This window comes from Nostoc sp. (genome assembly GCF_036917235.1).
Taxonomy (GTDB): domain Bacteria; phylum Cyanobacteriota; class Cyanobacteriia; order Cyanobacteriales; family Nostocaceae; genus Nostoc.
The window spans coordinates 48,113-54,666 of the sequence record NZ_JBALDU010000070.1; the positions used below are offsets into that span (position 1 = coordinate 48,113).

At 42.2% G+C, this 6,554-nt stretch carries 3 protein-coding genes; all 3 read right to left on the reverse strand.

What is annotated here, in order from left to right; genetic code table 11:
• Positions 1-10: 10 nt before the first annotated feature.
• The gene (locus V7K44_RS20915; protein WP_334933931.1) at positions 11-1,207 is read right to left on the reverse strand and encodes a hypothetical protein; all 1,197 of its coding nucleotides are present in this window, start codon (positions 1,205-1,207) and stop codon (positions 11-13) included.
• Between the two features lie 192 nt (positions 1,208-1,399).
• Complete coding sequence (locus V7K44_RS20920) at positions 1,400-5,206, reverse strand: beta strand repeat-containing protein (RefSeq protein WP_334933933.1); 3,807 nt, start codon at positions 5,204-5,206, stop codon at positions 1,400-1,402.
• Positions 5,207-5,744: 538 nt separating this feature from the next.
• The coding region (locus V7K44_RS20925) for a calcium-binding protein (protein ID WP_334933935.1) at positions 5,745-6,554 on the reverse strand (810 nt) is incomplete at its 5' end.

Below are 6,554 nucleotides of genomic sequence, written 5' to 3' on the forward strand. Positions count from 1 at the left end.
TCCCATTCTGCTACAATTGCAACTGTCGGAAAATATTCCGGTTTTTCCAGCTAGAAATACGAATAAAGTAGCCTTCTTTTACGGAAATACGTGGTTTCCACTCATAAACTCCATCGCTAGCAGTACGGGAAGAAATGTTTTGGATAAGTTTGTTCCCATCGTACAACTTAATCGAGACATCGCCGTCAAAATTATCCCGCCACAATATTAAAAAAGGTTGATCCTTCTTTGGAAGTACTTTCCCAACTGGCTGATCGATCGAGATTTTTGGCGCAACCTGATTTTTGCTTTTCTTACGGAATCCCAGATAATGAGGTAAGTGTCGGAAAGTAGGATTTTCTTGCAGATTAGACAGTTGAGGAACAATAATGTTTCCCTTCTGGGAATTGAACAAATAAGTTGATTTACCGCCGTCAACGGTAATGATATCGCCTTTGACTCCTAATTTACGTAATAAATCGGCTGCCTCATCCAGAGTTGCTTGGTTCACCGTCATAATCAACAACAACTCGTCACCTTTAACACCATCTTTGTTCAGAGTACCGATGACTTGATACTTATTCGCTTGATTTTGAGCTAATACTTTCGCCGGATGATCGCTATATCGGTAAGTGACGATCGCATTCTTGACTGCTTTTTGGTTAAGAGGCGCACCACTAGCTTGGTTGTAATCGGTAATATATGCCTGCTTATCATCCCAGACTAAAGTCTTGAGGCGAATATTACGATAATATTTATCTTTTGGTTCCTTGATTGGGCCATAGGGGCTAGTGCCACCAGTGATGACTACACCATTGAGTTTAATCGGAAAGGATAATTGAGTACTAGATTGGTATTGTTCAAAAAAAGAACAATTAATCATCGAAAAAACGTTGTTTGCGTAAAGTTTTTGATATTCGTCTGTCACTTCAGAAAACAACTTATTTTGGAAAAAAGGGCTGTAATGTCCACCTTCTCCTTGATAATATTTACCTTCTTTTAGACCCATATTATCTACCTCTCCGGTAATTTGGTCTATGTGCATTTTACGAAGATTAATAACTTGTAAATATGCTTCATTACCATTCGTTAATTGTTTTTTATATAAAGCTGCACCATCTACAGCTTGGAGAGACTGATAAGACGATAGAGGGTTGAAAGTTTGGGCAATCCAAAAGCTACTCAGAATCGGCAGCAAAAAAAGTAGTAAATTGATTAGAGCATTCATCGTCTTGCGATCGCAATTCCGCAAAAAGTTGTTGTTATTACTTTAAGCTAATGAGTTACGATGCCTGCGGTTTTGCTAGCCTACTCATAACGGTATTCATATCGTGTCCGGCTAAAGACTTATCATTAATTTCTGGAGATGTCTAAAGTAATTGCATTCAATTGCTCAACGAGCAGAGAATGCTAATTACGATTAAACTACTACAAAGTTCTTTTCAGTTAGTGTTACACCACCAGATAATTGTGCAAATTTTACCTGAGTAAATGTACTTGCACTGCCATCTTGGTCAAAATACAGCGCACCTGTAATATTGTCACAGATAAATCGTTGATTGCTTGTTGTTGCAGATGTTCCGATGGTAAACTGACTTGTCTTAAGTGAACCTGTTGACAACCCGCCACCAAAACCAGCAGCCGATACCTGAATCAGTTCATTAGTGGCATTGAAGTCATAAATAGTATCAACACCTTCATTGAAACTATTGAAAACAAAGGTATCAGTACCAGTTCCTCCATAGAAGCTATCATTACCATTGCCACCTGTGAGAATATTCTTACCAGAGGCGCCATACGCTGTAAAAGTATCATTACCATCACCACCTATGAGGATATTCTTACCAAAGGCGCCATACACTGTAAAAGTATCATTGCCATCGCCCCCAGAGAGCAGGTTATCACCTGTTGAATAATCAGCCCTTAAGCTATCGTCACCTGTGCCTCCGTTGAGGGTGTTATTACCAGACGAACTAGATTCGTAGTCGCTAGCAGAGCTACCAGAGATGTCAAGCTCATCATTGCCATCACCCCCAGAGAGCAGGTTATTGCCTTTTGAACCGCCAGCATTCAATCTATCGTTACCTGCACCACCTTCTAGGGTGTTATTGCCCTCTGAGCGAGAGTTAATGGCGTTGTAACTGTCGCTGTAGCCAAAAACGGAGAGAAAATCATTGCCATCGCCCCCAGAGAGGAGATTATTACCTTTTGAACCGCCAGCATTCAAGCTATCGTCACCAGTACCACCTTCTAGGGTGTTATTTCCCAAGGAGCGAGAGTCGTAGGAGTAGTCGAAAAAGTTGGTAGCATACTTGGAGTTGCCAGAGATATCAAGAGAATCATTGCCATCGCTTCCAGAGAGCAGGTTATTGTCTGTTGAACCGCTAGCATTCAAGCTATCGTCACCAGTTCCACCCTCAAGAGTATCATTGCCTACACGGTTAACGAGAGTATCATTTCCCACGCCGCCAATGAGAATATCATTTCCTGCACCACCTCTGAGCAGGTCATTACCACTTTTGCCGTCGATGATATCGTCACCCCGCTGACCATTAATGACATCATTGGAGTTGTCAAAACCCGTAATGTTATTGTTGAGGTCATTGAGGAAGGTAACAGTGTTCCTGTTGAACAAGCTAGTTTGAGTGGAATTAGCATCAAACACATCAAAACTGTCAACGGTACTGGTTTGTCCATCAAACAGGATATTGCTAATAGCTGGTCGTGAAGAAGTTGCTGGCAGATTATCTAAGTTTTCTAATTTGAAGTTTTGCACAATGACTTTGTTGCTACCAGCAAAACCTTCAAAGGTAATTTCTAAATTGTTACCATTTTGAGTTAATTGCAGATTTTGAGCAGTGAAAAGACTACCAGTAAATTGCAAAGTGTCTAAGGAGGCAACCACCGTTGCTGAAGGATTTGAACCTTTACCTACGCCACCGAAATCGGTGATAATATTGTTACCGTAGCCCAAGTTGGAAACAAATTTATCATTGCCAGCACCACCAGTTAGGGTGTTGTTACCATCCCCGCCTGTCAGGATATCATCACCTACATCGCCGTTTAGGGTGTCGTTACCATCCCCGCCTGTCAGGATATCATCACCTACACCGCCGATTAGGGTGTCTTTACCATCATAGCCCCCACCTCCAAAGAGCGTATCGTTCCCATTGTTTCCTACGATGTTGTCATCATAGGCTGTACCAAAAATATTTAATCGTTCGATATTCTTGTAGTCAACCCGATTAGTGCCCGCCGTAATTGCTCCAATATTTGTAGTAGCATCAAAAGTCGTTATTATCGCCTTTGTATTCACATTGTTGTAATTGACGGACAACACATCGTCACCGGCTCCTCCATCGATGGTATCTTTGCCACCATTGCCCCCAGAGAGCGTATCGTTCCCACTGTTCCCAACAATGTTGTCATTATCAGTTGTACCAAAAATATTTAATCGTTCAATATTTTTGTAGCTAACCGGATTCGTGCCTGCTGTAATTTCTCCAATGTTGGTAGCGCCATTGAAAGTCGTTGTGATACCCCCAAGGGTATTGCTATCTTTGTAATCAACAGACAACACATCGTCACCCTGACCCCCATCGATGGTATCTTTGCCACCATTGCCCCAAGAGAGCGTATCATTCCCATTGCTCCCCATAATGTTGTCATCGTAGATAGTACCTGAGATATTTAATCCTTCGATATCCTTGTAGCTAACCCGATATGTGCCCGCTGTAATTTCTCCAATGTTGGTAGTAGGATTGAAAGTCGAAATTATCCCTTCTGTAGATAAGGTGTAATCGACGGATGACAAATCGTCACCTCTTGTCAAGATTCTATTCGTAGATTTAGTCAAAGTAGCCAAGCTGTAATCGACGTATAACAAATCCTGACCCTCATCCCCATATACAGTTTGAGTCACTAAAGAGGAGGTGGCAGTATCTAAGGATAAGCTGGTTAGATAGAAGGAATCATTGCCATTGCCCCCAGAAAATAAGTTATTGCCTGTTGAATACCGAGCACGCAAAGTATCGTCACCAGCACCACCGTTGAGGGTGTTATTACCTGAAGAGGGGTAAAAATTCCCTGCACTAGTGCCGAACAGGACGAAATCGCCAGAGATATCAAGAGAATCATTGCCATCGTCCCCAGAGAGCAAGTTATTGCCTGTTGAAAACTCAGCACGCAAAGTATCGTCACCAGCACCACCGTTGAGGGTGTGATTGCCTGAAGAGTTAAAACTAAAGTACGGTCTATAAGGATTAAAGCCAGACGTGGAGAGATAATCATTGCCATCATCCCCAAAAAGTAAGTTATTGCCTTCTGGAGAGTCAGCACGCAAAGTATCGTTACCAGCACCACCGTTGAGGGTGTTATTGCCTGAAGAGCCAATAAAGCTGTATCCGAAGTTAGTAGAAACGTAGGACGTGTCAAGATAATCATTGCCATCGCTCCCAGTGAGGAAGTTATTGCCTTTTGAAGCCCCAGCACTTACTCTATCGTCACCAGCGTCACCATTGAGGATGTTATTGCCTGTTGAAAAATCAACATTCAAGATATCATCACCAGTGTCACCATTGAGGATGTTATCGCCTGTTGAAGAGTCAACATTCAAGATATCATTGCCCACACCACCAATGAGAGTATTGTTCCCTGTACCACCCCTTAAAAGGTCGTCGCCACTTTTGCCGTCGATGCGGTCATCACCCCCCTGACCATTTATGACATCATCTGAGTTGTCAAAGCCGTTAACATTATTGGAGAGGTCGTTAAGGAAGGTGACTGTGTTCTTGTTGAAGATAGTGCTTTGGGTGGAGTTGGCATTGAAAACATCTAAGGTGTCTGTAATCCTAGTTTCCCCATCATTATTAAACAGTATATTGCCCAAGTCTACAGTTGCTCCAGTAGATTTGCTAAGGTTATCCAGGTTTTCCAGAGCAAAGTTTTGCAGGATGACTTTGGGACTATAGTCCGCTATGAAGGTGATTTCCAGATTGTTGCCATTCTGGGTAAGCTGTAGATTTTCAGCAGAGAAAGAGTTTGAAAATATTAGGGTGTCTACTTCAGCAATTACTTCTGCCGAGGGATTTACGCCTTTACCTGTGCCACCAAAATCGGTGATGGTATAAACATCATAGTAAAAATCGTTGCCACCTCCACCAGTCAAGGTGTCGTTGTAACTTCCCTGTAGGGTATCGTTCCCCTTAGTGCCGTTAATATTTGCCATAACTTTTACCTACCTAAATTTATTTTTTCAGTAACTTCAGTTCTCAATTTGCTGTTTGTGCGGTTTTCAGGCGCAAAAATTCACCTAAATTTGACGTTTTAGGCATACTTTCTACGTCAACCGTGATATCTGAAAAATCGATAAAATTCATTCACAGTAGGCATTTCAATAAAATTCAATTTAATTGCTTCAATCACCTTTTGCCGAAAATCGTAACTGTACGGGTTTGGCATTGGTAGTCAGTCCTGATTGAGGAACACAATACGTTTTCTAGTCTACGTCCTAACTGTACTAGCGACAGCCATATCTTATATCTGTTATCAATGCAAGAATCATTATAGGCGATTCAAATTACGAACGCAGACATAATTAAATTTAGCCAATAACACTTGCAAACCATCCGCACTCATATCAAAAGTTGAGAAAAAACCCAACATCTACTCTCTGCTAGAAGTAATTGCAAAGCAATCGAATGCGAGGTGCTTACAAAAGCACCTCGCAACCCGTGTCACTTAACGATTAGAAAATCTAATTACGATTAAACAAGCACAAAATTCTTTTCGGTTAGTGACAGTCCACCAGATAGTTGTGCAAATTTTACCTGAGTAAATGTACCTGCACTGCCATCCAGGTCAAAATACAGCGCACCTGTAATATTGTCATAGACAAATCGTTGATTGCTTGTCGTTGCAGATGTTCCGATTGTAAACTGACTTGTCTTAAGTGAAGCTGTTGACAACCCGCCACCAAAACCAGCAGCCGATACCTGAATCAATTCATTAGTGGCGTTAAAGTCATAAATAGTATCAACGCCTTCATTGAAACTATTGAAAGCAAAGGTATCAGTACCAGTTCCTCCATAGAGGCTATCATTGCCATTACCACCGATGAGATAGTCATTGCCATTACCACCTTTGAGGATGTTCTTACCAGAAGCACTAGAGGCTGTAAGAGAATCATTACCATCACCCCCAGAGAGTAGGTTATCACCTGTTGAACCGCCAGCACTCAAGCGATCGCTACCTGCACCACCTTCTAGGGTATTATTGCCAGATGAACGAGAGTCGTAGAAGGAGCCGTAGTAATTGTTATACTCGCCAGAGATGTCAAGAGAATCATTGCCATCACCGCCAGAGAGTAGGTTATCACCTTTTGAACCGCCAGCACTCAAGCTATCGTTACCTGCACCACCTTCTAGGGTATTATTGCCAGATGAACGAGAGTCAGTGCTGGAGTAGGAGTTACCAGAGATGTCAAGAGAATCATTGCCATCACCTCCAGAGAGCGAGTTATCACCTGTTGAACCGCCAGCACTCAAACTATCGCTACCTGCGCCTCCATTGAGGGT